We start from the raw sequence: 24,564 nt of genomic DNA on the forward strand, positions 1-24,564 counted from the left end.
TCGTCGCAGGGCACGTCGCCGGTCGAACATATCCCGCGGGCGAAGACCGGGCGCGACAGGGCGCCCCTACCAGAAGGCGGGCACGGCCTCTTCCAGCGCGCCGCCGATGCGCACCGGAGCGACCTTCACCGCGCGCCCGGCGCCATTCGTCTCCACCGCGAGGCCCGAGAGCGTGCCCGGCCCCGATGCCGGTTCGAAGCGGGAGGAGCCGATCTTGCGGGTGAAGCGGCGGAGAGGCTCTTCCTTGTCCATGCCGATCACCCCGTCATAGGCGCCGCACATGCCGACATCCGTCATGTAGGCGGTACCGCCCGCGAGAATGCGGTGATCGGCGGTCGGCACATGGGTATGGGTGCCCACCACCAGGCTGGCCCGCCCGTCGCACCAATGGCCGAAAGCCTGCTTCTCGCTGGTGGTCTCGGCGTGAAAATCGATGATCACCGCGTCCGAGACCAGCCCGAGCGGGCCGGCGTCCAATTCGCGGTCGATACTCGCGAAGGGGTCGTCCATCGGATCCATGAAGGCACGGCCCATCATGTTGACGACCAGCACCCGCGCGCCATTCTGCGCCTCGACCAGCGCCGCGCCGCGTCCCGGCGTACCCGGCGGATAATTGGCCGGGCGCACGAGGCGCGGCGCGCGCTCGATGAATACCAGCGCCTCGCGCTGGTCGAACGCATGATTGCCGAGCGTCACGGCATCGGCGCCGGCCTCGAGAAACTCGTCATAGATCGCCTCGGTGATGCCGAAGCCGCCGGCGGCGTTCTCCCCGTTCACGACAACGAAATCGAGCGCCCATTCCCGGCGCAGACGGGGAAGATGCTGCAACACGACCTGACGCCCCGGCCGGCCGACCACGTCACCAAGAAACAGGATGCGCATGCTTTATTCCCCGGCCGGCAGAACGATGCCGGTATCGGTGGCGATGGCGTCGAGCCGCTCGTCATGGGCCTCGACCGGTACGGTGGGAAGCTGCTGCACGGCGAAGGCATAGCCGACCGCCTCGACCCGCTTGGCCCGGCGCAGCAGCGCCAGCGTGCGGTCGTAGAAGCCTCCGCCATAGCCGAGCCGGTTGCCCAGCGCGTCGAACGCCGCCAGCGGCACGACCAGCACATCCGGCGAGACGGCCGGCGCGGATTCGGGGGGCACGGGAATTTGCAGCCGGCCGGGACCGGCCGAAAGCACCAGTTCCTCGCCCGGCTCCCAAAGCCGGAACAGCAGCGGCTTGCCGCACTCCACCACCACCGGCAGAGCGATGGACGCTCCCGCCGCGCGCAGGCGGCGCACCAATGGCGCGGTTGGGATTTCCGAACCGATGGCGGCGAAGACCGAGACAATCTCGCCGCTCACCTCGCCCAGCCAGTCCAGCGCGTTGGCAGCGGCCACCTCTGCCGCCGCCTCGCGCGCAGCCGGCAGCATCGCCGCCCGGCGTGCCAGGGCGATGGAGCGGAGGCTGGCCTTGTCGAGTGTGAGGTCGGACTTGCGGGACATGATGCGATGAGTGCGGAGCCGCGATGGCCGTTGGAGGATCGATCCCGGGAACCTACAACGTAGGTGGGCGCCGTGTGTCCGGACCCACGGGTCCGGTCAGGGACAGCTCCCTTTGAGATCGATAAGGCCCCGGGGAATATGTTCTCCGGACGAACCTCACAGCCCCGCATGACAAATCTAGGACGACCGGGTCCGAATTGCCAGAGGGGTAATGCCGAAGGTGAACAGCTTTCCGCGAGCAGGGTGAAAGGCAGGGGATCCGGCCGGCGGATTCGGAGCTGGGTCCGGGATCGACGCTCCGCCTGCGGAGTTACCTGTCCGGGAGACGTCGACGCTCGGTCTCCCGGACGAGCGGAGCCGAAGCCGGCGCGCCGAGCCGGGACCCCGCGCGAGACGGATGCATCGAATCCAACGCTTCCCCCGAACTCAACGCTTCGGCCGAATTCCTCAGTCCACCTTCAGCATGATCTTGCCGATATGGGCGCTGGTTTCCATCAGCGCATGGGCGGCGCTGGCCTGCGCGAGCGGGAAGGAGCGGTCCAGCACCGGCTTCACCGTGCCGGCCTCGATCAGCGGCCACACCTTCTCGCGCAGCGACGCCGCGATGGCGGCCTTTTCCGCCTTGGGGCGCGAGCGCAGCGTCGAGCCCATGTGCGAGAGGCGCTTCAGCATCAGCCGTATGAAGTCCATCTGCACCTTCGAGCCGTCCATGAAGGCGATCTGCACGATGCGCCCCTGCGGCGACGCGGCTTCGTAATTGCGCGGGATATAGGAGCCGCCGACCATGTCGAGAATGACGTTGACGCCCTTCCCCCCGGTCTTCTCCTTGATCACGGCGACGAAGTCCTCGGTCTTGTAGTCGATGGCGACATCCGCGCCGAGGTCCCGGCACACATCGCATTTGGCCGCGCTGCCGGCGGTGGCGAACACCCGCGCGCCGAACGCCTTGGCCAGCTGGATCGCCGTGGTGCCGATACCGGACGTGCCGCCATGGACAAGGAAGTTCTCGCCCGCCTTCAGCCCGGCCAGATCGAACACATTGGTCCACACGGTGAAGAAGGTCTCCGGCAGCGCCGCCGCCTCAAGCAGCGAGAGCCCGGCGGGCACCGGCAGCGCCGAGGCGGCATCCGCCAGGCAGTATTCGGCATAGCCGCCGCCCGACACCAGCGCGCAGACCTTGTCTCCGAGCGTCCAGCCGGTCGCGCCCTCACCAAGCGCCACCACCTCGCCGGCGATCTCCAGCCCGGGAATGTCCGAGGCGCCGGGCGGCGGCGGGTAGAACCCCTTGCGCTGCATCACATCCGGACGGTTGACGCCGGCGGCGGCGACCTTGACCAGGATTTCGCCCGGCCCAGGCCGGGGCACCGGGCGCTGTTCGGGAACCAGCGCCTCCGGGCCGCCGGGCGTGGGCAGGCCGATGGCGGTCATGCTGGCGGGCAGGTTGGACACGGCGGGCTCGGTCATGGCGGGCTCGGTCACGGCGTTTCCCATCCTTCTCGGTTCACCCGGGTGTCCTAGGTGAAGCCGCCGGCACTGGCAACCGGCCGGGCCGCGCCATAGATACTCCCCGATGGAGTGGCGAGACGGTCCACGCATGAAAATGGGGGAGAAGGCACATGGCCCTGGACGATGATCCCTTCGCGGTGCCGCCGCTGAGGAAGGCCGCCGGTCTCGAAGTCGGCGGCGATCTCTCGACCCTGTCGGAAACCGAAATCGAGGAGCGAATCGGCCGGCTCGAAGCGGAGATCGGGCGGCTGAGACAGACGCTGGCGACCAAGCGCGCCTCGCGCGAGGCGGCGGAGAATGTCTTCAAGCGCTAGACCCGGAAGGGGCCGATTAACCAAGCGTTAAGCTTTCTGAACTATTACTGGCGTCGGTCCAGTTTTCGACCGCGAGTGGCCCTGTCCACTCTGTTTGACGCATCCCTGTCTATGACTTCCGAGCCGCCTCCGGGCGGCTCTTTTTTTGTTTATCCCGTCCGCGTTGCGCCGCAGCCGCAGCCATTGGCGAGCGGCTACGCTATATCGTGTGTTCGAGTGCCCGATCGACGCGGAACGGGGACGGCGCCCGGCAAGCGGACGCACAGGGGACAGGCAATGGGATCGGCGGGCAAGAAGGACGAGCACCGGCACGGCGTGCCGATCAACCTTGCCGAGCGCCGCATCGCCTCGCAGGCCTTCGGCGAACTGTTCCGGCAGGGCATGGAACTGGTGGACGAGGCCGCCGCCTATCTCGATGGTGACGGCCGCCGCGAGAGCCGCACCCTCGCGCGCGCCGCGCTCACCGCCTACGCGCAACAGAGCATGCGCCTGTCGACACGGCTGATGCACCTCGCCTCCTGGCTGCTGCTGCAGCGCGCCGTGGCGGAGGGGGACATGTCGGCCCAGACCGCCGAGCGCGAGCGCGGCCGGATCGACCTCAAGGGCCCCGCGCGGGAGACCGAGCCGGAAGCGCTGCTGCCCGAGCCGCTGCGCGATCTCATCGCCCGCAGCTACGATCTGCAGCGGCAGATCGACCAGCTCGACGCGGCGCTCCGGCCCGGCGCCGACATCGCCACCGAATCGCCTCCCAATGCCGTCGCGGGCCAGATCGGCCGGTTACGCACGGCGTTCGAGCGGCACTGAGACCCGGACAGACCCCCACGACCCCCACCAGGGCAGCCCGGAACCGCCGCCATGCGCCACACTGGATGGCGCCCGCGCCCGGACACGTGCACCGGTATGGCAGACATACGAAAACCCTCGCGCAGGGCGGTGAACCGCGCGCGAGGGTTTGCTGATTCGTCTATAACGCAGGCCTAGCCGTGGCGGCTCCCGGAGGCGGGCCGAGCCCGCCAATCCGCACATGCTGTCCACGTGAGGCCAGCCCGGCACAGACCCGGCCGAAGCCCCACGCTTTCCAGAGCGCCACGCGATCCGCAGCCTCAAGTCGCAAGACCTGGGGCCACGAAACCTTGGGCCGCAAAAGCTGGGGCCAAAAAGCCTCAGGCCTTGAGGAAGCCCGCGAACTTCTTCTGGAAGCGGGACACGCGGCCGCCGCGGTCCAGCAGCTGCGTCGAACCGCCGGTCCACGCCGGGTGAACCTTGGGATCGATATCGAGCTGGAGGACATCACCCTCCTTGCCCCAGGTCGTGCGGGTCGTGTACTCGGTGCCGTCCGTCATCACCACTTTGACGAAGTGGTAGTTGGGATGGATGTTGCTCTTCATGGGGTGCATCCTCAGTCGCCGCACGGCCGGCCCCTTGCGGGAACCACGCGGCGATCTACAAAACGATCCTGCCGGAAATCCGAGCGGCTCTATAACCGAGACAAGAGTGTGACACAAGCCGCCCCACGCCGATCCTCCACCCGTGCCGACATCGCTTCCCCCAGCGGCCTGCCGGACGCTCCAGCTCCCCGCCGCTCGCGCATCACGCCGCTGAAGGCGCTCTGGCCGCTCATCCGCCGCTATCGCGGCCGGGCGAGCGCGGCGTTCGTCGCGCTGGTCGTCGCCGCCCTCGCCACGCTGGTGGTGCCGATCGCAGTGCGGCGCATGATCGATTTCGGTTTCGATGTCGAGCATGCCGGCTTCATCGACCGCTATTTCGGGGTGATGATCGGCGTGGTCGCCGTGCTGGCGGTGGCCTCAGCCGCCCGCTACTTCCTCGTCATGACGCTCGGCGAGCGCGTCGTGGCGGATCTGCGCGCCCAGGTCTTCGCGCATCTGCTCACCCTTGATGGCGGCTTCTACGACCAGGCGAAATCGGGCGAGCTGATCTCGCGCCTCACCGCCGACACGACGCAGATCAAATCGGCCGTCGGCGCCTCCGCCTCCATCGCGCTGCGCAATATCGTTCTGTTTATCGGCGCGGCGGTGATGATGGTGATCACCAGCCCCTGGCTCTCGGCCACGCTGTTCGTCGCCATTCCGATCATCGTCGCCCTGCTCATCGGCGCCGGGCGCGGCGTGCGCAAGCGCTCGCGCGAGGCGCAGGACACGCTGGCGGAAGCCTCCGCCTACGCCGCCGAGGCCATTGGCGCGGTGCGCAGCCTGCAGGCCAACACGGCGGAGCAGGCTGCCGCCCGGCGCTTCGATGGTGAGGTGGAGCACGCCTTCACCGCGGCGAGCGACGCGGTGCGCGCCCGCGCCCTGCTCACCGGCGTCGCCATCTTCCTCATCTTCGCCAGCGTGGTGGCGATCCTGTGGGCCGGGGCCAATGCCGTGCTCGCCGGCTCCATGACCGCCGGCACGCTTGGCCAGTTCGTGCTCTATGCCGTACTCGCGGCCAGCGGGCTCGGCCAGCTCGGCGAGGTATGGGGCGAGATTTCGCAGGCCGCCGGCGCCACCGAGCGCATCGCCGAACTGCTGGACGAGACACCGCGCGTCACGCGTCCGGCCACCCCGCTCGCCCTGCCCCAGCCGCCGCGCGGCGAGGTGCGATTCGAGAACGTCGCCTTCGCCTACCCCACCCGCCCGGACCTGCCGGCGCTCACGGGGGTAAGCCTCACGGTGAAGCCGGGCGAGCGCGTTGCCATTGTCGGCCCCTCGGGAGCGGGCAAGAGCACGCTGTTCCAGCTGCTGCTGCGCTATTACGACCCCGCGAGCGGGCGCGTCGAGGTGGATGGCGTCGACATCGCCAAGGCCGACCCGCAGGCGGTGCGCGCGCGCATCGCGCTGGTGCCGCAGGACGTGGCGATCTTCGCCAGCTCGATCCGCGAGAACATCCGGCTCGGCCGGCCAGAGGCGAGCGATGCCGAGGTGGAGGAAGCCGGCCGTCTGGCGCGGGCCGACGAATTTGTCGCGCGCCTGCCGGAAGGCTGGGAGACCCCGGTGGGCGAGAGGGGCGTCACGCTCTCGGGCGGCCAGCGCCAGCGCCTCGCCATCGCCCGCGCCATCCTGCGGCGCGCGCCGATCCTGCTGCTCGACGAGGCCACCTCCGCGCTCGATGCCGAGAGCGAGACACTGGTGCAGCAGGCACTCGACCGCTCCATGCAGGGGCGCACGACGCTGGTCATCGCCCACCGCCTCGCCACCGTCCTCTCGGCCGACCGCATCATCGTGATGGAGCACGGCCGGGTGGTGGAGGAAGGCACCCATCACAGCCTCGTCGCGCAGGGCGGGCTCTATGCCCGCCTCGCGGCGCTGCAGTTCGGCGACGCCGGGTGAACCCGCGCGGGGCGCGATAACCGACGGGAGCGCGCATGCCGTCCCTGCGCAAAACCTTCGACCTGCGCAAGACGTTCGACCTGCGCGACGAAAGCGGCGTGCTGCGTATCTCCATCGCCATCACCGTATCCATCGCGGTGTTCGGCATTGCCTTCGGCCTGCTGTCGGGCTCGTTCTCGATCCTGTTCGACGGCATCTACTCGCTGGTGGACGCCAGCATGAGCCTGCTGGCGCTGGCCGTCGTGCGGCTCATCCGCACCTACACGCATGAGGCCTCCTCGGCCGGGCGGCGGCTGAGGGAGCGGTTCACCGTCGGCTTCTGGCATCTGGAGCCCATGGTGCTGGGCCTCAACGGCATCCTGCTGATGGGCGTCTCCGCCTATGCCTTCTTCAACGCGGTGACGCTGCTGCTCGATGGCGGGCGCGAGCTCGAATTCGGCTTGGCGATCGTCTATGCGCTCGTAACGGTGATTGCCTGTACGGTGGCGGCGCTGCTGGAATGGCGCGCCAATCGGCGCATCCGCTCGGATTTCATCCGGCTGGACGTGCATTCCTGGCTGATGTCCGGCGGCATCACCACGGCGCTGCTGGTAGCGTTCTGCATCGGCTATGGCGTGGAAGGCACGCGTTATGCGTGGCTCTCGCCCTATGTCGATCCGGCGATTCTGGCGCTGGTGTGCCTCGTCATCATTCCGCTGCCGATCGGCACGGTGAAGCAGGCGCTTGCCGACATCCTGCTGGTCACGCCCGCCGGCCTGAAGGCGCATGTGGACAGCGTGGCAACCGCCGCCGTGGCGCGGCATGGCCTGCTGTCCTTTCGCGCCTATGTCGCGAAGGTCGGCCGGGCGCAGCAGATCGAGCTCTATTTCATCGTGCCGGCCGAGGCCCCGGCCCGCCGCATCGGCGAGTGGGACGCCATTCGCGACGAGATCGGCCAGGCCATCGGCCCGGACAGCCCGGATCGCTGGCTCACCATCATTTTCACCGGCGATCGGGAATGGGCCGACTGAGTCCGCCTCACACGGGCGTGGCCCGCCGCTCCATCTTCAGCGTCGGGCGGCCGGAGGTCGGGTTCACGCCATGGTCGATGACCACGAAGCCCGCCTTCTCGTAGAAGCGCACCGCGCGGCCGTTCTGCTCGTTCACGTCGAGCTGCAAGGGGTGGCGGGTATGGGAGGCCGCGGCCTCGACCAGATCGCGCGCGATGCCGCCGCCCCACTGGTCGGGATGCACCACCAGCTGGTCGACATAGCCCGTGCGCGGGTTGATGCAGGCAAAGCCCAGCAGCGCCGAGGGATTGCCCGCGCGCACCGCCAGCACGAACAGCGCGCCCTCGTCGATCAACTCGCCGACGCGGTGGCACAGCCAGCCGCGCCGGGCCTCGAAATCGATCTCCGGAATCGTTTCCTGCCAGGCTTCCACCCAAAGGTCCGCCATGGCCGGCATTCGGCCCCACTCGAAGCTGACGAGCTCGGCGGGCGCGGGTTGGGTCATCGCGGGCGGATCATCTCTCGGTGAGCTTGAGTTCGATGCGGCGGTTGCGGGCGCGCGCCTCGTCGGTATCGGCGGTATCCAGCGGCTGATATTCGCCGAAGCCCGCGGCGACCAGATGCTTGGGCGAAATGCCTTTGCTCGCCAGATACTGCACGACCGCGATCGACCGCGCGGCGGACAGTTCCCAGTTGGAGGGGAATTGCGGCGTCTGGATCGGCCGGTTGTCGGTATGGCCGTCGACGCGCAGCACCCAGGCGATATCCGGTGGAATCTCGCGCTCGAGATCGGCCAGCGCCTTGGCGATGTCATCCAGCGCGGACGCCGCCTCGGGCCGCATCTGCGACGAGGCGAGGTCGAAGAAGATTTCGGACTGGAACACGAAGCGGTCGCCCACCTGGCGAATGTCCGGCCGGTTGCCGAGGATGGCGCTGAGCCGGCCGAAGAACTCGGAGCGGTAGCGCGTCAGTTCCTGCACCCGCTGGGCCAGCGCCACGTTGAGCCGGCGCCCGAGATCGGCGAGACGCGACTGGCTCTCCTTGTCCTTCTGCTCGGAGATGGACAGCGCCTCCTCCAGCGCCGCGATCTGGCGGCGCAGCGCGGAAATCTGCTCGTTGAGAATGGCGATCTGCGCCGCCGCCTGCGCCACGGCGTCCTGCTCGTTGCCGAGCTTGCGGGCGAGTTCGACGGCGCGCGTCTCGGCCGCCGCGATTTCCTCGGGCGTGGCGATGGCGGTGGCCGCCTCGCGCAGCAGATCGCGCTCCTGCTCCAGCTTGCTAAGGCTCGCCCGCAGCGCGCCGATCTCGCTATCGGTGTCGGAGGTGCTGGCCCGCTCCAGCGCCAGCTGGTCGGTGAGCTGGCGGATCTGCGCCTGCAGTCGCGCCATGGCGTCGTCCTTGGTGCCGATTTCCTGCGTCAGCACGAATTGCGCGAGGACGAAGACCGACAGCAGGAAGACGAAGACCAGCAGCAGCGTCGACAGCGCGTCGACGAAGCCGGGCCAGTAGTCGATGGTGCGTTCGCCGCGCCGGCTGCGTCCCAGGGCCATCAGGCGCGCTCGCGATCGCTCTTGGCCTCGGCCAGGCGTTCCAGCAGCTTCTTGATGTCCTTCTGCTGCTCGGCCTGCGCCTCCACCCAGTCGCGCACCATCTGCTGCTCGCCGCGCATGTGCTGCACCAGCCCCTGCAGGCTCTCGGCCAGATGCGCCATGGCGGTGGTGACGCGGGTCGAGCCCGCCTCGGTCATGGTGCGGTCCAGCCGGGCGATAGCCTCGGTGAGCGGGGTGAAATCGGGCGGCGGCGGCAGCGCGGCGGCCGGCCGCGCGGTCGGGGTTGCCGGGGGCACATAGGTGGTGGGCACCGGCGCCACGCGCTTCAGCTGCCCTTCGAGGCTGAGGTCCTCCACGGTGGTGGAGAGCCAGTCCTCGAGGTCGGTGTAGAAGCGGTTCTGCGCCTGGCCGGCCTGGAGATCGAGGAAGCCGAGCACAAGCGAGCCGGCGAGGCCGAACAGCGAGGACGAGAAGGCGAGGCCCATGCCGCCCAGCGGCGCGGCGAGGCCGGATTTCATCGTGTCCAGCACCGAGGCCGATTCCGGCCCGACATTGAGCGAGCCGATGACGCGGGCGATGGAGCCCACCGTGTCGAGCAGGCCCCAGAAGGTGCCGAGCAGACCGAGGAAGATCAAGAGACCGGTGAGGTACCGCAGCAGGTCGCGCGCCTCGTCGAGCCGGGTGCCGATCGATTCCAGGATCCCGCGCATGGTGGCCTGCGAGATCGCCATGCGCCCGACCCGGTCGCCCAGCAGCGACGCCATCGGCGCCAGCAGCCGCGGCCCGCGCCGTACCTCCAGGCCGGGGTCGGCCACGCGGAAGCTGTTGACCCACTCCACCTCGGGCAGGAGGCGCACCACCTGGCGGAAGGCAAACACCGTGCCGATGAACAGCACGCCGAAGATCACCCCATTGAGGCCGGGATTGTTGAGGAAGGCGCGCCAGATCTGTTCGTGCAGAACGGATGCCAGCGCAATGCACAGCAGCAGGAACACGAACATCCGCACCAGAAAGATGCGCGGCGAAGAAAGTTTATGAAAGGGATCCGTCGCGTCCATGCCCCAAGCCGTCTCTCATATCGGCGGCCGTCCCGCCCCGAGACAACCCTGTTCGGGACTATGCCACAGACGGGCGGAAATGAAATGCTGCGGATTTGCTTAATCTTACAGGATGTTTACCGGCAGAAGCTCAGACCCCGCGCAGCACGCCCAGCAGGTCGCGGCGGATGGTCTCGTTGCCGACGATAATGTCGCCCTTGGCGAGCATCTTGTCGCCGTCGTCGAGATCGCTGACATAGCCGCCCGCCTCGCGCACCAGCACGATTCCGGCCGCCATGTCCCAGGGCTTCAGCCCGCGTTCCCAGAAACCGTCGAACCGCCCCGCCGCCACCCAGGCGAGGTCCAACGCGGCCGCGCCGGTGCGGCGCAGGCCGGAGACCTTCGGCCCCAGCGCGCCATATTCGCGCCCGAACCGCGCGAAATCGCCGCGGCCCATATGCGGCAGGCCGCAGGAAATGACGCTGTCGGCGAGGTTCCGGCGCGCGGCGACGCGGATGCGCCGGTCGTTCATGAAGGCGCCCGCGCCCTTCTCGGCGATGAACAATTCGTCGGTGGCCGGATTGTGGATGACGCCGGCGATCGGCACGCCGTCACGCGCCAGACCCAGCGAGACGGCGAAGAGCGGGATGCCGTGCAGGAAATTGGTGGTGCCGTCGAGCGGGTCGATGATCCAGCGGTGGCTGGCGTCGCTGCCCTCGACCTCGCCGCTCTCCTCCATGAGGAAGCCGAAGCTCGGCCGCGCCTTGGCGAGTTCGTCGTGCAGGATGCGCTCGGCCTTGCGGTCGGCATTGGAAACGAAGTCGCCCGGCCCCTTGAGCGAGACCTGCAGGTTCTCAACCTCGCCGAAATCGCGGATGAGGGAGCGACCGGCCTTGCGGACGGCCTGGACCATGACGGTCATCAGGGGAGTGCGGATCATGGCGGCGGTTCCGGCGCGGGCGGTCAGGATAAGGCTGCACCCTCTGCCGTTCGACGGCGCCAGCGTCAAGCGATAAACTACCGCAGCGGTTCGTCCCGCGTCACGACGCGCCCATCACCTTGAGCGTCACGTCGTCGAAGATCTTCACCGATGAGCCCGCCGCCATGGACCTCAGTCGCTGCTCGTCACGAAAGTCGTCCAGTGTGACGGTCGCCACGGTCGGCTGGGAATAGGACGACCGAATCCGGCTCGCGATCGCGGGTGCCTCTCGAGTGACCTGCCGCACGAATTCGGCCAGCTCGTCGCGGCTTGAGAAACGTAGCAGCAATTCCACCTCCGAACGTCCGGGGCGCGCCCCACAACCCATGCGCTAGCAGAATATATAGGCACCATTCGCGCCTTCGCCAGCGCCAACCGCGCCCTTGCCACACGACGCCCATCACGCGACGCGCAAATCCCGCATGGCTTTGTGGACCGCAGCCTCACAATTGATCATACCCCGGCCGACGCAGTTTGCCCCCTCGGGCAGGGCCGTGCAAGTGTCCCGGATGGTCGCCGCGACTTGGGCTGGTGACGCCTGCGGAGCGACGGACAGGACGAGCGCCGCCAATCCGGCGACTTGAGGACACGCGCCCGAGGTTCCCCACCAAGGCATGTCCTCGTAACCGTCTCCCCACGGCACGATGCCATAGGTTGGCGCGACGCAATCCGGCTTGGGATGGTGCTTCGCCCATTCGCCCGGACCACGGCTGGAATTAGCGTGAGGCGTCAAGGAATCGCAGTTGCTGAGCGCCCGGTTGACCGTGCCCACGCTGACGACCATGTCGTGCGAATTCGGGCCCCAGATCGAATTGGGGCCGCACTTGTCCGGCTCGTAGCGACACACGTCGCTGTAGTGGTTATTGCCAGCGGCGAAGCACACGAAGACGCCTGCGGCGACGGCGGATTCGATGACGCTCATGAAGGGATGGTCCTGCGGCATCACGCCGGGCGAATCGCAGACGTACAGACCATAGGAATTCGTCGCCACCACCCTCCCCTGCAAGTCGCCATTGTCGAGGGACCGCAACAGATTGTCGTAGATGCGGAAGAGATCGACCGATCTGAGGTTGCTGCGCGCGGACAGCACGCGAGCTTCCGGCGCCACGCCGTCATAGGCCCCGGCAATCGATGATCCCGCGGCAATGGCCGCGCACATCGAGCCATGCCCCACGTCGTCGGCCCAGATCTGCCCACGGAAAGCATCGCTCAGATCGACGGCGGAACGCCGAGGCATAGGCAGTTCGCGCAGGTTCTGCACGATGCCCGTATCGACGACGGCGATCGTGACGCCCTGTCCGCGCGCGTGTTCCCAAGCCGAAGGTGCGCCGATCTGCGCGATCACCTCACGGAGATTTCCGGCGACCCTTCCCCCTGCCGGCGACAAGCGGCCATCTGCGGGTACATTCTCGTGGATGCCGCACCGACCGTCCTCCCCGCCGGAAATTCCCGGCAGCACGTCGAACTGCACGTCGCTGAAGACCTGCGCCCCCAGCACGAGCAGGCGATGACGCTCGTCATCATCGACATCCATCAGCAGCGTGTCGGATTGCGAGAAGGAGGCGACCGGCCGACGGCCCTTCAGTTCCAGAGCGGCACCCGTCAGAAGATCAAGTCTCAGGTCTTGCGACGGCACGCGAATGAAGATGCGGTCCATACCTTCCCCCGAACTACCTTTTCGGGAAACGATAAATAATGCAACCTTTGCGCGCAACAATATTCTGACGTTTACTCAGCCCATGCCGACCCGGCCGGACGGGCTGGGGCCCAGCTCGCGGGCCAGGTCTTCCAGCCGCTCGGCGGCGGTGACGATGGTGCCGGCGATCTCCGCCTCGGCCTCGATCATCTGCCGCACCGCCTGGTCACGCGCGCCGCGCTCGGCGGCGCTGTCGCGCTCCAGCGCCTGGATCCGCCGGCGCGCCTCGCTCAGTTCGTCGGCAAGGGTGATCGCCGCCATAACGCTCAGGCGCTGGTCGCCGATCTCGCCGAAAGCAATGCGCAGCTGGTCGATCCGCTCGTCCACCTGCTCGCCGAGCCGGGCGAGGTGGTCCTCCTGCCCGTCGTCGCAGGCCATGCGATAGGCGCGCCCGCCGATGGTGACGGTGACATGGGCCATGGCCGACCTTTCAGCGCTGATGCGCGGCGAGCACCGCGCGAATGGTTTCCATCGCGCTGCCGAGCCGGCGCGAGACCTCCTCATTGGCCCCTTCCAGCCGCTCGGCCCGGGCCTGCGCGCCGTCCAGCGCATCGGCCAAGCGCGAACGGTCGGCTCCGAAGACGTGCAACTGCTGCGCCAGCGCGGCCTCCTGGCGCTCCACCTCCAGCCGGCGCTGGATCGCCACGCCGAGCGTCTCGACAGCGTCGTCGAAGCGCTTGAGCGCGGCCTGCAGCGCGGTGGGCTCGCCGGCCGGATCGATCGCCGAGGAATGGGCCGAAGGATGATGGTTCGCCGAAGGATTCATGGCATCGACGCTCCGGTCTGGGATCGGGCGGCCCCGGAAGAGGCCCCATTCCCGCGATCTCGCAGGGGATTTTGGCGCTATTGAGCCTTCCATTGGGTCAGGCGTCAACCGATGCGCCGTTCCGCAGCCTGGTATTCAAACGCTGTCATACGCTTGTAGCGGCCAGCGCGTTTGACAGAGACCGGCGTGGTGCTATCACTCGACCCGGCCTCCCGCACCGCGGCAGACCCAATCACGCGGTGTCGCATCGAAGCGGCCCGTGATGCACGCACGCCTAAGAGACAACGCGTTCCCCCTCGGAGACATCAGCCCTCATGTCGAACCGCGAAAAGCATGATCGCATGGCCAACGCCATCCGCGCGCTGGCGATGGATGCCGTCGAAGCCGCCAAGTCGGGCCACCCCGGCATGCCCATGGGCATGGCGGATGTCGCGACGGTGCTGTTCGGCAAGGTGCTGAAATTCGATCCGACCGACCCGCACTGGCCGGACCGCGACCGTTTCATCCTCTCCGCCGGCCACGGCTCGATGCTCATCTATTCGCTGCTCTACCTCACCGGCTATGAGGGGATGACGATCGACGACATCAAGAATTTCCGCCAGCTCGGCTCGCGTACGCCCGGCCACCCGGAATATGGCCACACGGTCGGCATCGAGACCACGACCGGCCCGCTCGGCCAGGGCCTCGCCAACTCGGTCGGCTTCGCGCTGGCGGAGCGCATGCTCGCGGCGCAGTTCGGCTCGGACCTGGTCGACCACCACACCTATGTCATCTGCGGCGACGGCTGCCTGATGGAAGGCATCTCGGAAGAGGCGATCGAGATCGCCGGCCGCCAGAAGCTGAACAAGCTGATCGTCTTCTGGGACGACAACCACATCACCATCGACGGACCGACCTCGCTTTCGGTCGCCACCGACCAGCTCGCCCGCTTCGAGGCCTCCGGCTGGAACGCCACCCGCGTCGACGGCCATGACCCGGACGCCATTCTCGCCGCCATCGAGCGCGCCAAGACCTCCAACAAGCCCTCGCTCATCGCCTGCCGCACCACCATCGGCTATGGCGCGCCCAACAAGGGCGGCACCAATGGCGTGCATGGCGCCCCGCTCGGCGCCGCGGAAATCGCCGCCGCCCGCGCCTTCCTGAACTGGGAATACGAGCCCTTCGTGATCCCCAGCGACGTTCTGGACGCCTGGCGCCTCGCCGGCCTGCGCTCGCGCCAGGCGCACAAGGCGTGGTCGGAGCGCCTCAAGGCCGCCGATCTCGAAAAGCGCGGCGAGTTCGAGCGTCGCGTGCGCGGCGACCTGCCGTCCCGCACCTCCGATGTGGTGGCCGGCGTGATCGCCAAGGCCCGCGCCGACGGCGGCGCGGTCGCCACCCGCAAGTCGTCGGAAATCGTGCTGGAGGCGCTCACCGCCGCGCTGCCGGAAATGCTCGGCGGCTCGGCCGATCTCACCCATTCCAACAATACCAAGACCAAGGCCACCTCTGTCTATGTCGAGCCGCCCAAATATGACGGCCGCTATGTGAACTGGGGCATCCGCGAGCACGGCATGGCGGCGGCGATGAACGGCATCGCGCTGCATGGCGGCTTCATTCCCTATGGCGGCACCTTCCTGGTGTTCTCCGATTATTGCCGCCCCTCCATCCGCCTCGCGGCGCTGATGGGCGTGCGCGTGGTCTATGTCTTCACCCATGATTCCATCGGCGTCGGCGAGGACGGCCCCACCCACCAGCCGGTGGAACAGATCGCCGCGCTGCGCGCCATCCCCAACCTCCTCGTCTTCCGCCCGTGCGACACGGTGGAGACGGCGGAAGCCTGGAAGCTGGCGCTGGAGCACAAGACCGGGCCGAGCGTTCTGGCGCTCACCCGCCAGAACCTGCCGCTGCTGCGCACCGACGCGGGCACCGAGCGCTGCCTCACCGCGCGCGGCGCCTATGAGCTGGTGGCGGCCTCGGGCGAGGCGAAGGTCTCGCTGTTCGCCTCCGGCTCCGAGGTCTCCCTCGCCATGGCTGCGCGCGAGCAGTTGCAGGCGCAGGGCGTGCCGACCCGCGTGGTCTCCGTGCCCAGCTTCGAACTGTTCCTCAACCAGCCGGACGAGAGCCGCAAGCAGGTGGTGGGCAAGGCGCCGGTGAAGATCGCCATCGAAGCGGCGATCCGCCAGGGCTGGGACGCCATTGTCGGCTCCGATGCCGCCTTCGTCGGCATGCACGGCTTCGGCGCCTCGGGTCCGGCGCCGGAAGTCTTCGCGCATTTCGGCATTACGGTGGAAGGCGTGGTCGCGACCGCGCTCAGCCGCCTGAAGTCCTGAAGTCACCGGTAAAAAGGGCTGAAATTACAAGCAATGGACGCCCTAGCCATGCAGCTGACGCATAAAGGCTGCGTCAGCTGCGCACAGGGCAAGCATCAGCCCTAAGAGCGACTGGTGTCGTAACGGCGACCGCGCTATGAGGCCCATGGCGCGGCTGGTTTCGACAGATAAGCTTACTTGGGGAAAGACGCATGACGCTCAAGGTTGCCATCAACGGTTTCGGACGCATCGGCCGGAATGTGCTCCGCGCCATCATCGAATCGGGTCGCACCGACATTGAGGTCGTTGCCATCAACGATCTCGGCCCGGTCGAGACCAATGCCCACCTGTTCCGCTTCGATAGCGTGCACGGTCGCTTTCCCGGCGAGGTGAAGGTGGACGGCGACACGATCGACGTGGGTCGCGGCCCGATCAAGGTGACGGCGGTGCGCAATCCCGCCGAGCTGCCGCACACGGCGCTGGGCGTCGACATCGCGCTGGAATGCACCGGCATCTTCACCGCGCGCGACAAGGCCGCGCTTCATCTCGAAGCTGGCGCCAAGCGCGTGGTGGTCTCCGCCCCCTCGGACGGCGCGGACCTGACGGTCGTGTTCGGCGTGAACCACGACAAGCTGACCCGGGATCACCTGGTCATCTCCAACGCCTCCTGCACCACCAATTGCCTGGCGCCGGTGGCCAAGGTGCTGAACGACGCGTTCGGCATCGACCATGGCTTCATGACGACCATCCACTCCTATACCGGCGACCAGCCCACGCTGGACACGATGCACAAGGATCTCTACCGCGCCCGCGCCGCGGCGCTGTCGATGATCCCGACCACCACGGGCGCTGCCAAGGCGGTCGGCCTCGTGCTGCCGGAACTCGCCGGCAAGCTCGACGGCACCTCGCTCCGCGTGCCCACCCCGAACGTCTCGGTGGTCGACTTCAAGTTCGTCGCCAAGAAGAACGTGACGAAGGACGAGATCAACGCCGCCATCAAGGCCGCCGCCGATGGTCCGCTCAAGGGCATTCTCGGCTACACGACGCAGCCGAACGTCTCCTCCGACTTCAACCACGACCCCCACTCCTCGATCTTCCATTTCGACCAGACCAAGGTGCTGGAAGGCAATTTCGTCCGGGTGCTGTCCTGGTACGACAATGAATGGGGCTTCTCGAACCGCATGTCGGATACGGCGGTCGCCCTCGGCAAGCTGATCTGAACGAGTTCCGGCCGGGCCCTCCGCCAAGAGGCCCGGCCGTTTCGCATCAAGATCAACAAAACCCGAGGAGGAACCCATGAGTGAGGCTTCTAATGGCGCGTCCGGCGAGGCTTCGGCCTTCCGCACGCTCGACGACGCCGATGTCGCGGCCAAGCGTGTGCTGGTGCGCGTGGACCTGAACGTGCCGATGGATGCCGGCCGGGTCACCGACGACACCCGCATCCAGGCCGTGCTGCCGACCATCCGCGAAATCGCCGACAAGGGCGGCAAGGTCATCCTGCTGGCCCATTTCGGCCGGCCCAAGGGCGAGGACCCGGCGCTGTCGCTGGCGCCCATCGCCGGCGAGGTCGCCTCCCGGCTCGGCCGGCCGGTCGCCTTCGCCCCCGCCACCATCGGTGAGGTAGCCGCGGCGGCGGTGGAAAAGCTCCAGCCCGGCGAGGTGCTGCTGCTGGAGAATACCCGCTTCGACAAGCGGGAAGAGAAGAACGACCCCGACTTCGTCGCCGCGCTGGCCGCGCTCGGCGATCTCTATGTCAACGATGCCTTCGCCACCGCCCACCGCGCCCACGCCTCCACCGAGGGGCTGGCGCACACGCTGCCGGCCTTTGCCGGACGCTGCATGCAGGTGGAAATCGAGGCGCTGGCCAAGGCGCTGGAGAAGCCGCAGCGCCCCGTGCTCGCCGTGGTCGGCGGCGCCAAGGTCTCGTCCAAGCTGGAACTGCTCGGCAATCTCGTTGCCAAGGTCGACATTCTGGTCATCGGCGGCGGCATGGCCAACACCTTCCTTGCCGCCCAGGGCAGACATGTCGGCAAGTCGCTGTGCGAGCACGACCTTGCCGGGACGGCGCTGGAGATTCTCGACAAGGCCAAGGCGGCCGGCTGCGAGATCGTGCTGCCGGTCGACGCGCTGGCCGCGACCGAGTTCAGGGCCAACGCCCCGCACCGCGTCGCTTCGGTCGACGACATCCAGCCGGACGAGATGATGCTCGATGCCGGCCCGGCCTCCATCGCGCAGGTCATCGAGAAATTGCATGCTGCGAAGACCGTAGTGTGGAACGGCCCGTTCGGCGCCTTCGAGCTGCCGCCCTTCGACACGGCGACGGTCGCGGTGGCGAAGGCGGCGGCGGAACTGACCGACGCGGGCCAGCTGCTCTCGGTCGCCGGCGGCGGCGACACGGTGGCGGCGCTCAACCATGCGGGTGTGGCGGAACGCTTCACCTATGTATCGACGGCGGGCGGTGCCTTCCTCGAATGGCTGGAGGGCAAGGCCCTGCCGGGCGTCGAGGCGCTGCGCCGCTGAACGATCGTCCGGTCCGGTGGAGAAGCCCGTCAATCGGGACAAGTCCGGGCGGATGCGACTGATGTAACCGGCCCGGCCGCGTGGGTGAAACATGCCGCGTGGCCGGGACTATCTGTTTCGCGCGGGAGAGAGATATGACGGCGAGCCTCGAAGAGGTTGCGTACAAGCTGGCGGCGGGCGGCAAGGGCATTCTGGCCGCCGACGAGAGCACGAGCACGATCAAGAAGCGCTTCGATGCCATCGGCGTCGAATCCACCTTCGACAACCGCCGCGATTATCGCGAGCTGCTGTTCCGGTCGACCGAGGCGATGACCGATTATATCTCGGGCGTCATCCTGTACGACGAGACCATCCGCCAGAAGGCCAAGGACGGCACGCCGCTGGTCGATCTGATCACCCAGGCCGGCTCCATCCCCGGCATCAAGGTCGATCTCGGCGCCAAGCCGCAGCCGGGCTGCCCGGGCGAGACCATCACCGAGGGCCTCGACGGCCTCGGCGAGCGCTTCAAGGAATATTACGACCTCGGCGCGCGCTTCGCGAAGTGGCGCGCGGTGATCGATATCGGCGCCGATATCCCGAGCTACACCTCCATCCTTGCCAATGCGCAGGCTCTGGCCCGCTATGCCGCGCTCGCCCAGGCCGCCGGCATCGTGCCGATCGTCGAGCCGGAAGTGCTGATGGACGGCGACCACGATATCGACCGCTGCTACGACGTGACGGAATGGGTGCTGAAGGAAGTGTTCCAGCAGCTGTTCTACGGCCGCGTGAAGCTGGAAGGCATGGTGCTGAAGCCGAACATGGCCATCGCCGGCAAGAAGTCGGCGAAGCAGGCCTCGGTCGCCGAGGTTGCCGAGAAGACCGTGAAGCTGCTGAAGAACACGGTGCCGCCGGCGGTGCCGAGCGTCGCCTTCCTGTCGGGCGGCCAGTCGGACGAGGAAGCCACCGCCCATCTCGACGCGATGATCCGCGCCGGCGCCCTGCCTTGGAACCTCACCTTCTCCTATGGCCGCGCGCTGCAGGCCGCGCCGCAGAAGGCGTGGTCGGGCAAGCCGGAGAACTGGGCCGCCGGGCAGGCCGCCTTCACCCACCGCGCCCGGATGAACTACCTCGCGGCGCTGGGTCAGTGGACGCCGGAAATCGAGCACAAGAGCGCCGCCTGACACCTGTCGGGCCTGTGCTTTAACACCAGAGGCGCCGCCCCCCCCCCGGGCGGCGCCTTGCTTTTTTACCGGTCGACAGCCGCATCGCCGACGCCCGCGCGAGCCTATCCCTGCACACCCGGGCCGAGGCCGGCGGTCGCCGCAAAAGAAAATCCCCAGGCGCCGGCCCGGGGATTTCACGATCGTCACCACCACATCCGGGCACGAGCCCGGGTCGGCCGCTCAGCGGCGGAAGCCGCCGCCGAAGCCGCCGCCGAAATGGCCGCCAAAACCGCCGCCGCCGCCGAAGCGATCGCCGCCGAAATCGCCACCACCGAAATGGTCGGCGTTGAAATCGCCGCCGCCAAAGCCGCCGCCGCGCGCGAAATTCTCCACGCGCTGGTCGCCGTAGCTCTGGAACTGGCGCTGCTGGTCCAGCCGGTCGGTCTGCGCCGCGTCGGTGTCGTGCTGCCAGCCGTCGATGGTCTGGTGCTGCCAGCCATTATTGGCGTCGTACTGGTGAATGCTGCCGTCATGGTCGGTGTAGACATTGCCATTGTTCCACGCCACCGCATTGCCGGTACGCGCATTGCCGGCGACGCCGCGGCTGTCGACGCTGACATGGCCGTTGGTGTCGGTGACGCCGGTCTCGGAGGCATGGCCGACGCCCGTGGTGGGGTTATAGGCTTCCGACTGCCGGCCGGCGGCGAAATTGCCGGTATAGGCATTGCCGACCGCGCCCGCGCGCGCCGCGCCTTCCGCGCCCGTCGCCGGGTTGAAGAAGGAGCCCTCGCGCCCGCCGGCATAATTGCCGGTCCACGGGTTGAAGGCGGCGGCCGAACGGCCCTGGAACGCGGTGCCGTTGGCGGTGACGCCGCTCGCCGCACGGCCGGCCCATTCATTGCCGGTCCAGGGGTTGTAGCCCCAGGCATGGGCATAGGCGGCATTGGCGCCCCACTGGCCGTAAATGTTGGTGGCGTTGACGTTCACGCCCGCCCACGGTCCGCCCCACGGGCCGGGACCCCAATAGGGGCCCCAGGCCGGGCCCCAGGCACCCCAGGGATAGCCCGCCGCGAAGCCGAAGGCGAAGCCGTCGGTCCAGCCGAAAGCGGCATTGGCGCCGTAGGAGGCCGGGCAGCCATACCAGTAGGAGCCGATATAGCCGACGCAGTCATAGCCGGTGCCGTAGACCACCGTGCCGCCCGGCTCGAGCATCACGCCGAGATAGCCGGGCGTGTAGCCGACCGTCACCGCATCGGCGGTCGAGGCATAGACGCGCACATAGGTGACATAGTGCAGCGGCGAGGAGGTCGGGATGGTGTAGATCGCCGCCGGCACCGTCTCGGTCACGAACCACGGGCCGGTCGGCGCATTGGCGACGAACCACGCCGCCTGCACGAGCGCATAGTAGCGCGTCGCGTCGAGCTTGATCACGGGCGTGCGGGTGTTCACCGCATAGGACAGGATGGTGCCCTTGATCGGCTCGAACCGCGGCGCGCCGTCATACTGGATGGTGAGCTGGGTATCGCGCTTGATGGTCGCGGTCTGCGGCACGGTAGCGGCGATCGCCGCTTCCTTGGCCTGCGGCGTACCGGGGACAGCGACCAGCGCGTTGGCGACCGGATCGGTCGGCGCGATCTTCTTGAAGTCGGCCGGCAGGCTCGCGCCCGGCACGAAGGCCCATGGTCCACCGAGGCCGGCGGCGCGGAACCAGCGGCCGGAAATCAGCACGTAATACTGGTTGCTGGAGGGATCGAGGATGATCGCGTGATCGGCATTGCCGACGCGCAGCAGCGACGTGCCGCTCACCGGCACCATCTGCGGCGCGCCATCGGTGATGACCAACTCGGCCGGGCCGGTGGACACGACCACGGCCGGCGGCGTCGCCGGCTTCTGCCCGTTCGCGGGCAGAAGCGAAGCGGCCGCCTCCTCGTAATTCGCGGTGCTGCCGGCCGCCTCGAGCGCGGGATCGGGCGCACGCACCAGCGTCCATGGGCCTTCGATCGCCTTGGCCTGGTACCAGTTGCCGGCCGCCTGCAGGTGATAGCCGCCAGCGGCATCCACGAGGATCAGCGGATGGGTGTTGACGATGCGCTGGAACCCGGTGACGCCGTCGATCGGCTTGGCCACCGGCGTGCCGGCCACCAGCACGAGGATGGTCGCCTTGTCGGCGAAGATGATCTTCGGCGGCGTATTGTCGACCGGCTGCGTCTCCGCCTGGGTCAGTTCCTTGGAGGCGGCATAGCTGGTCAACAGATGATCGAGGGCGACCGTGATGCCGCCGGCGGGAATGTGCGACTGCAGCGCGCTCATCAGCGCGGTGTCCTGCGTCGGGTCGGTCGGCACGTCGACCTTGGTGATCTGGATCGGGCCAAGCTGGGCGAGCTTGGAGGGCTTGTCGACCGCGACGCGCGCGGTGAAGCGGGCGATGCCATAGGTCGGCGTGCCGGTCTTGGGGCCGATGGCGATGGCGGCGCGACCGGCCAGTTGGTCACCGTTCCACTGCTCGATCAGCGGCTGGTAGATCTGCAGCACCTTGTCGCCGAGATCGAAGCTGCGCGGCCAGGCGAGGCCGGGCGGAATCGCGGACGGCGCGGCGCTGGTGGCAACCGGCGCGGCGGGCGCGGCCGGCTGCTGCGCCAGGGCCGGCGCGGTGAGGAATGTCGCGGCGGCCAGCAGGGCCGCGAAGCGATAGGCGGGTCGAAGGACCATGTTTCCCCCAGGGAGCGGACAGCCGGCGGCAGGCCGGCCGATTGGCGTCAGGCAAGGTCTAGCATTCTCATGCAACGACCGTGAAGTGAGGGAGATCGCTGAGGCGCACAGCTTGCCGACAGCCCGAAGGAAACCTTACCGCGCTACGGGCGGCACGGCACGACGGCGCACTGCCCTCCCCGCCCCGGGGCGGCGGGCGGAGCGGGCCCGAGGCGCGATGCCGGACGTACGAACGCCCCCGGCTTCGATCGGCTGTTTCCAACGGGCGGACAAATGCTCTAGACAGCAGGGAAACATCATCCCCCTGGACGCGCGAGCTATGCCGCGCTTTCGCCGCCATCCTACGGCATGGCTTTCAGAAGTTCATCAGACATTCCCATGGCCCGCTCCGCACCCGCCCCGATCGCTCCCCGCCTCTATGTTCTCGTGCCCGCCCTGCCGGTGGCCGATGCCGCCCGGATGGCGGACGGGCTGCGCCGCGCCAGTGGCGAGGTCGACATAGCGGCGGTGCTGCTGCGGGCGGGGGCCGACCAGCCGGCCACGGCCCTGCGCCCGCTCGTCGCCGCGAGCCAGGATATCGGCGCCGCCTGCCTGATCGAGGCGGATGCCGCGCTCGGCGCGACGCTGGGGGCGGACGGCGCGCATCTCGACGGCAACGAGGCGCTCAAGGCCGCGCTTCCCGCCCTGCGCCCGGACGGCATTGCCGGCGCCGGCGGCCTGCGCAGCAAGCATGACGCGATGACCGCGGCCGAGGCCGGTGCCGATTACGTGATGTTCGGCGAGCCCGACGCCCAGGGCCGCCGGCCGCCCTTCGAGACAACGCTGGAGCGCGCCGAATGGTGGGTGCAGCTGTTCGAGCCGCCCTGCGTCGCCTATGCCCGCACGCTGGAGGAAGTTGTCGCGCTGGTCGCGATCGGTGCCGATTTCATCGCGGTGGATGCCGACCGGCTGGACGACCCGGGCGCGCTGGCGCTGGCGGGCGCGCTGGCGGGCGGGGGAGCCGGCTGATGCGCCTGCCGTCCGCTGCGGCCCTCCTGGGATGCCTCGCGGCACTGCTCGCCGCAGGCGCGGGCTCGCCCGTGGCCGCCGAGGACAAGGACACCACCCCGCCGGGGGTGACGGCGCTGCCGCCCGGCACGGGCGCCACGCCGACCAAGGCGCCGGCCCGGATCCAGCTCGATGCCGGCACCACGGCGCCGGCCACCCCCTCCCCGCAGGATGCCGCCTATGGCGCCTATCAGCGCGGGCAATTCAAAACCGCGCTGGGTCTCGCGGTCGAGCGCGCCAGGACGCAGGACGATCCCATCGCCATGGTGCTGGCGGGCGAACTGCTCTCGCAGGGCTACGGCGTGCGCCAGGACAGCACGGCCGCGCGTGAATGGTTCGAGGCCGCCGCCGCCAAGGGCAGCGCCGACGCGCTGTTCACGCTGGGCTCGATGAAGCTCATATCGGGCGAGGGCGCGGAGAGGACAGAGGCGATCGACCTGCTGCGGCAGGCGGGCGAAAAGGGCAATGTCGCGGCGGCCTATAATCTCGGCCTCGTCTACCTGCAGGGCCAGCTGGCACCGCGCGAGCCGGCCATTGCCGCCGACTGGTTCCGCCGCGCCGCCGACAAGGACCAGCCGGACGCGATCTATGCCCTCGCCACGCTCTATCGCGACGGTAACGGAGTGCCCAAGGACCCGCGCGAGGCCGCGCGCCTGCTGATGCGCGCGGACCAGCTCGGCAATGTGGTCGCCACCACCGAGCTTGCCATCATGGTGTTCAACGGTGACGGCGTGCCCAAGGACGAGGCTCGCGCCGCCGAACTCTTCCACAAGGCCGCGCTGGCGGGTAACCCGATCGCGCAGAACCGCTATGCCCGCATTCTCTCCGCCGGGCGCGGCGTGCCGGTGGACAAGGTCTCCGCCGCCGCATGGCACCTCGCGGCCAAGGCGCAGAAGCTCGATGATCTCATGCTCGCCCAGATGGTCAACGAACTGACGCCAGAGGAGCGCGCGAGCCTGGAAACCCGCATCAAGACCTGGACGGTGCCGGAGACGCAGCCGCAGGCGCCGTAGCCGGTAGCCCGCGGACACGGGCTTGCGCGGCGCCAGCGACATCAGGCTGCCGCGGCTACAGGCTCCGAAGCGGGGGCGCCGGCCGTGGGACAGACCTTCCCCACGGAATGTGCGCGCATCGCCGCCGCCCACGCCTTGCTCCCGCCGCGCGTCGCCGCTACTCATCGCAGGGCGTCACCGAGGGAAGCGGG

The 24,564-nt window shown here is 68.5% G+C and carries 23 protein-coding genes and 1 other RNA gene; 10 read left to right on the forward strand and 14 right to left on the reverse strand.

The features are described from left to right. Positions 1-66: 66 nt before the first annotated feature. The 4 genes from FHS55_RS14950 to FHS55_RS14965 form a co-directional block, all read right to left on the reverse strand. Positions 67-882 carry a TIGR00282 family metallophosphoesterase gene (locus FHS55_RS14950; protein WP_183190567.1) on the reverse strand — a complete coding sequence of 272 codons (816 nt, stop codon included), beginning with the start codon at positions 880-882 and terminating at the stop codon, positions 67-69. A gap of 3 nt (positions 883-885) precedes the next feature. After that, the gene (locus FHS55_RS14955) at positions 886-1,491 is read right to left on the reverse strand and encodes a 5-formyltetrahydrofolate cyclo-ligase (RefSeq protein WP_183190568.1); all 606 of its coding nucleotides are present in this window, start codon (positions 1,489-1,491) and stop codon (positions 886-888) included. An 11-nt stretch (positions 1,492-1,502) separates the two neighbouring features. Then, a non-coding RNA gene (gene ssrS / locus FHS55_RS14960) (6S RNA) lies at positions 1,503-1,659 on the reverse strand. A gap of 279 nt (positions 1,660-1,938) precedes the next feature. Beyond that, entirely contained in the window at positions 1,939-2,940 is a 1,002-nt protein-coding gene (locus FHS55_RS14965; protein WP_183190675.1) for a zinc-binding dehydrogenase, read from the reverse strand. A 167-nt stretch (positions 2,941-3,107) separates the two neighbouring features. Here FHS55_RS14965 and FHS55_RS14970 point away from each other — a divergent pair, with 167 nt between their 5' ends. Beyond that, a complete protein-coding gene (locus FHS55_RS14970; RefSeq protein ID WP_183190569.1) occupies positions 3,108-3,311 on the forward strand; it encodes a DUF1192 domain-containing protein in 204 nt (67 codons plus the stop codon). 276 nt (positions 3,312-3,587) lie between these two features. Then, on the forward strand, positions 3,588-4,115 hold the full coding sequence (gene rcdA / locus FHS55_RS14975) for a protease adaptor protein RcdA (protein ID WP_183190570.1): 528 nt from the start codon (positions 3,588-3,590) through the stop codon (positions 4,113-4,115). A 359-nt stretch (positions 4,116-4,474) separates the two neighbouring features. On the opposite strand, the gene rpmE is transcribed toward rcdA, so the two are convergent. After that, a complete protein-coding gene (gene rpmE, locus FHS55_RS14980) occupies positions 4,475-4,699 on the reverse strand; it encodes a 50S ribosomal protein L31 (protein ID WP_183190571.1) in 225 nt (74 codons plus the stop codon). A gap of 108 nt (positions 4,700-4,807) precedes the next feature. Here rpmE and FHS55_RS14985 point away from each other — a divergent pair, with 108 nt between their 5' ends. Continuing rightward, positions 4,808-6,637 carry an ABC transporter transmembrane domain-containing protein gene (locus FHS55_RS14985; RefSeq protein WP_183190572.1) on the forward strand — a complete coding sequence of 610 codons (1,830 nt, stop codon included), beginning with the start codon at positions 4,808-4,810 and terminating at the stop codon, positions 6,635-6,637. Positions 6,638-6,717: 80 nt separating this feature from the next. Next, positions 6,718-7,647, forward strand: coding sequence for a cation diffusion facilitator family transporter (locus FHS55_RS14990; protein ID WP_210287015.1), 930 nt, complete (start codon positions 6,718-6,720; stop codon positions 7,645-7,647). A 7-nt stretch (positions 7,648-7,654) separates the two neighbouring features. On the opposite strand, the gene FHS55_RS14995 is transcribed toward FHS55_RS14990, so the two are convergent. The 8 genes from FHS55_RS14995 to FHS55_RS15030 all read right to left on the reverse strand — a co-directional run bounded on the left by FHS55_RS14995 (position 7,655) and on the right by FHS55_RS15030 (position 13,654). Beyond that, positions 7,655-8,131, reverse strand: a complete 477-nt coding sequence (locus FHS55_RS14995; RefSeq protein ID WP_183190574.1) for a GNAT family N-acetyltransferase — start codon at positions 8,129-8,131, stop codon at positions 7,655-7,657. A gap of 10 nt (positions 8,132-8,141) precedes the next feature. After that, positions 8,142-9,176: a peptidoglycan -binding protein gene (locus FHS55_RS15000; protein WP_183190575.1), complete on the reverse strand. Its 1,035-nt coding sequence runs from the start codon at positions 9,174-9,176 to the stop codon at positions 8,142-8,144. Further along, entirely contained in the window at positions 9,176-10,234 is a 1,059-nt protein-coding gene (locus FHS55_RS15005; protein WP_183190576.1) for a flagellar motor protein MotA, read from the reverse strand. The genes FHS55_RS15000 and FHS55_RS15005 overlap by 1 nt, the downstream gene beginning before the upstream one ends. A 130-nt stretch (positions 10,235-10,364) precedes the next feature. Beyond that, positions 10,365-11,153, reverse strand: a complete 789-nt coding sequence (locus tag FHS55_RS15010) for an inositol monophosphatase family protein (RefSeq protein WP_183190577.1) — start codon at positions 11,151-11,153, stop codon at positions 10,365-10,367. Between the two features lie 100 nt (positions 11,154-11,253). Beyond that, positions 11,254-11,481 carry a hypothetical protein gene (locus tag FHS55_RS15015; protein ID WP_183190578.1) on the reverse strand — a complete coding sequence of 76 codons (228 nt, stop codon included), beginning with the start codon at positions 11,479-11,481 and terminating at the stop codon, positions 11,254-11,256. A gap of 111 nt (positions 11,482-11,592) precedes the next feature. Continuing rightward, positions 11,593-12,849 (reverse strand): S8 family peptidase, encoded by a 1,257-nt coding sequence (locus FHS55_RS15020; RefSeq protein WP_183190579.1) that lies wholly within the window; start codon positions 12,847-12,849, stop codon positions 11,593-11,595. Positions 12,850-12,924: 75 nt separating this feature from the next. Next, on the reverse strand, positions 12,925-13,308 hold the full coding sequence (locus FHS55_RS15025) for a cell division protein ZapA (protein WP_183190580.1): 384 nt from the start codon (positions 13,306-13,308) through the stop codon (positions 12,925-12,927). 10 nt (positions 13,309-13,318) lie between these two features. Continuing rightward, positions 13,319-13,654: a DUF4164 domain-containing protein gene (locus FHS55_RS15030; RefSeq protein WP_183190581.1), complete on the reverse strand. Its 336-nt coding sequence runs from the start codon at positions 13,652-13,654 to the stop codon at positions 13,319-13,321. Between the two features lie 314 nt (positions 13,655-13,968). Here FHS55_RS15030 and tkt point away from each other — a divergent pair, with 314 nt between their 5' ends. The 4 genes from tkt (at position 13,969) to FHS55_RS15050 (ending at position 19,622) form a co-directional block, all read left to right on the forward strand. Then, positions 13,969-15,963, forward strand: coding sequence for a transketolase (gene tkt / locus FHS55_RS15035; RefSeq protein ID WP_183190582.1), 1,995 nt, complete (start codon positions 13,969-13,971; stop codon positions 15,961-15,963). A gap of 191 nt (positions 15,964-16,154) precedes the next feature. After that, positions 16,155-17,162 carry a type I glyceraldehyde-3-phosphate dehydrogenase gene (gap, locus tag FHS55_RS15040; RefSeq protein ID WP_183190583.1) on the forward strand — a complete coding sequence of 336 codons (1,008 nt, stop codon included), beginning with the start codon at positions 16,155-16,157 and terminating at the stop codon, positions 17,160-17,162. Positions 17,163-17,238: 76 nt separating this feature from the next. Further along, positions 17,239-18,462 (forward strand): phosphoglycerate kinase, encoded by a 1,224-nt coding sequence (locus FHS55_RS15045; RefSeq protein WP_183190584.1) that lies wholly within the window; start codon positions 17,239-17,241, stop codon positions 18,460-18,462. 134 nt (positions 18,463-18,596) lie between these two features. Continuing rightward, positions 18,597-19,622 carry a class I fructose-bisphosphate aldolase gene (locus FHS55_RS15050; protein WP_183190585.1) on the forward strand — a complete coding sequence of 342 codons (1,026 nt, stop codon included), beginning with the start codon at positions 18,597-18,599 and terminating at the stop codon, positions 19,620-19,622. A 222-nt stretch (positions 19,623-19,844) separates the two neighbouring features. On the opposite strand, the gene FHS55_RS15055 is transcribed toward FHS55_RS15050, so the two are convergent. Beyond that, complete coding sequence (locus FHS55_RS15055) at positions 19,845-22,313, reverse strand: carbohydrate-binding family V/XII (RefSeq protein ID WP_183190586.1); 2,469 nt, start codon at positions 22,311-22,313, stop codon at positions 19,845-19,847. 378 nt (positions 22,314-22,691) lie between these two features. Here FHS55_RS15055 and FHS55_RS15060 point away from each other — a divergent pair, with 378 nt between their 5' ends. Continuing rightward, positions 22,692-23,321, forward strand: a complete 630-nt coding sequence (locus FHS55_RS15060; protein ID WP_246340164.1) for a thiamine phosphate synthase — start codon at positions 22,692-22,694, stop codon at positions 23,319-23,321. Then, positions 23,321-24,373 carry a tetratricopeptide repeat protein gene (locus tag FHS55_RS15065; protein WP_183190588.1) on the forward strand — a complete coding sequence of 351 codons (1,053 nt, stop codon included), beginning with the start codon at positions 23,321-23,323 and terminating at the stop codon, positions 24,371-24,373. Before FHS55_RS15060 ends, FHS55_RS15065 begins: the two co-directional genes overlap by 1 nt. The last annotated feature ends 191 nt before the right edge of the window (positions 24,374-24,564 follow it).

The sequence above is a fragment of the Ancylobacter tetraedralis genome, assembly GCF_014195655.1.
In the GTDB taxonomy this organism is placed as follows: Bacteria; Pseudomonadota; Alphaproteobacteria; order Rhizobiales; family Xanthobacteraceae; genus Ancylobacter; species Ancylobacter tetraedralis.

Bases quoted from the DNA above. Each gene is read 5' to 3' on its own strand.
- FHS55_RS14970 (WP_183190569.1), top strand. From the start codon at position 3,108: ATGGCCCTGGACGATGATCCCTTCGCGGTGCCGCCGCTGAGGAAGGCC.
- FHS55_RS15020 (WP_183190579.1), bottom strand. From the start codon at position 12,849: ATGGACCGCATCTTCATTCGCGTGCCGTCGCAAGACCTGAGACTTGAT.
- FHS55_RS14995 (WP_183190574.1), bottom strand. From the start codon at position 8,131: ATGACCCAACCCGCGCCCGCCGAGCTCGTCAGCTTCGAGTGGGGCCGA.
- FHS55_RS15005 (WP_183190576.1), bottom strand. From the start codon at position 10,234: ATGGACGCGACGGATCCCTTTCATAAACTTTCTTCGCCGCGCATCTTT.
- tkt (WP_183190582.1), top strand. From the start codon at position 13,969: ATGTCGAACCGCGAAAAGCATGATCGCATGGCCAACGCCATCCGCGCG.
- FHS55_RS14950 (WP_183190567.1), bottom strand. From the start codon at position 882: ATGCGCATCCTGTTTCTTGGTGACGTGGTCGGCCGGCCGGGGCGTCAG.
- FHS55_RS15045 (WP_183190584.1), top strand. From the start codon at position 17,239: ATGAGTGAGGCTTCTAATGGCGCGTCCGGCGAGGCTTCGGCCTTCCGC.
- FHS55_RS15050 (WP_183190585.1), top strand. From the start codon at position 18,597: ATGACGGCGAGCCTCGAAGAGGTTGCGTACAAGCTGGCGGCGGGCGGC.
- FHS55_RS15060 (WP_246340164.1), top strand. From the start codon at position 22,692: ATGGCCCGCTCCGCACCCGCCCCGATCGCTCCCCGCCTCTATGTTCTC.
- rpmE (WP_183190571.1), bottom strand. From the start codon at position 4,699: ATGAAGAGCAACATCCATCCCAACTACCACTTCGTCAAAGTGGTGATG.
- rcdA (WP_183190570.1), top strand. From the start codon at position 3,588: ATGGGATCGGCGGGCAAGAAGGACGAGCACCGGCACGGCGTGCCGATC.
- FHS55_RS15055 (WP_183190586.1), bottom strand. From the start codon at position 22,313: ATGGTCCTTCGACCCGCCTATCGCTTCGCGGCCCTGCTGGCCGCCGCG.
- FHS55_RS15025 (WP_183190580.1), bottom strand. From the start codon at position 13,308: ATGGCCCATGTCACCGTCACCATCGGCGGGCGCGCCTATCGCATGGCC.
- gap (WP_183190583.1), top strand. From the start codon at position 16,155: ATGACGCTCAAGGTTGCCATCAACGGTTTCGGACGCATCGGCCGGAAT.
- FHS55_RS14955 (WP_183190568.1), bottom strand. From the start codon at position 1,491: ATGTCCCGCAAGTCCGACCTCACACTCGACAAGGCCAGCCTCCGCTCC.
- FHS55_RS15030 (WP_183190581.1), bottom strand. From the start codon at position 13,654: ATGAATCCTTCGGCGAACCATCATCCTTCGGCCCATTCCTCGGCGATC.
- FHS55_RS15000 (WP_183190575.1), bottom strand. From the start codon at position 9,176: ATGGCCCTGGGACGCAGCCGGCGCGGCGAACGCACCATCGACTACTGG.
- FHS55_RS15010 (WP_183190577.1), bottom strand. From the start codon at position 11,153: ATGATCCGCACTCCCCTGATGACCGTCATGGTCCAGGCCGTCCGCAAG.
- FHS55_RS15065 (WP_183190588.1), top strand. From the start codon at position 23,321: ATGCGCCTGCCGTCCGCTGCGGCCCTCCTGGGATGCCTCGCGGCACTG.